This is a genomic window from Paenibacillus sp. MMO-177 (assembly GCF_037147795.1).
Lineage (GTDB): Bacteria > Bacillota > Bacilli > Paenibacillales > Paenibacillaceae > Pristimantibacillus.
Genome location: NZ_JBBCUR010000030.1, coordinates 1 through 899, shown reverse-complemented (window position 1 = coordinate 899; position 899 = coordinate 1). Strand labels below are relative to the sequence as shown.

Here is an 899-nt window from a genome sequence, read left to right as displayed (position 1 = left end):
CCTTCGGGACAGAGGAGACAGGTGGTGCATGGTTGTCGTCAGCTCGTGTCGTGAGATGTTGGGTTAAGTCCCGCAACGAGCGCAACCCTTGATCTTAGTTGCCAGCACTTTGGGTGGGCACTCTAGGATGACTGCCGGTGACAAACCGGAGGAAGGTGGGGATGACGTCAAATCATCATGCCCCTTATGACCTGGGCTACACACGTACTACAATGGCCGATACAACGGGAAGCGAAACCGCGAGGCGGAGCCAATCCTATCAAAGTCGGTCTCAGTTCGGATTGCAGGCTGCAACTCGCCTGCATGAAGTCGGAATTGCTAGTAATCGCGGATCAGCATGCCGCGGTGAATACGTTCCCGGGTCTTGTACACACCGCCCGTCACACCACGAGAGTTTACAACACCCGAAGCCGGTGGGGTAACCGCAAGGAGCCAGCCGTCGAAGGTGGGGTAGATGATTGGGGTGAAGTCGTAACAAGGTAGCCGTATCGGAAGGTGCGGCTGGATCACCTCCTTTCTAAGGGAATACCCGATCAAGATGATGATCGGATAAATAGGCAGGATATCGCAGCTCGTTGTCAGTTTTGAAAGAGCAATTCGCAAGAATTGTATATCTTTCAAAAACTTTTGTTTGTTGCCTATTTGCTGAAGATTATTTCTGAAGCCAGTGCAACGCGAAAGACTTGTTCCTTGAAAACTGGATAGCGAAAGATGAAACATCCTTAAGTGATTATTAATTGCAAGCGAAGGTTGTTTCGAGTCGAGCAGTCGACCGAAACAACCGGAGCATTAGGTTAAGCTAATAAGAGCGCACGGAGGATGCCTAGGCACTAGGAGCCGAAGAAGGACGTGGCGAACAACGAAACTGCCTCGGGGAGCGGTAAGCACGCATTGATCCG

At 51.4% G+C, this 899-nt stretch carries 2 rRNA genes; both read left to right on the top strand.

Features of this window, described 5'->3' with window-relative positions:
* Positions 1-517 (top strand): 16S ribosomal RNA (locus WFK81_RS30715); the annotation flags it as partial.
* 275 nt (positions 518-792) lie between these two features.
* A 23S ribosomal RNA gene (locus WFK81_RS30710) occupies positions 793-899 on the top strand; the annotation flags it as partial.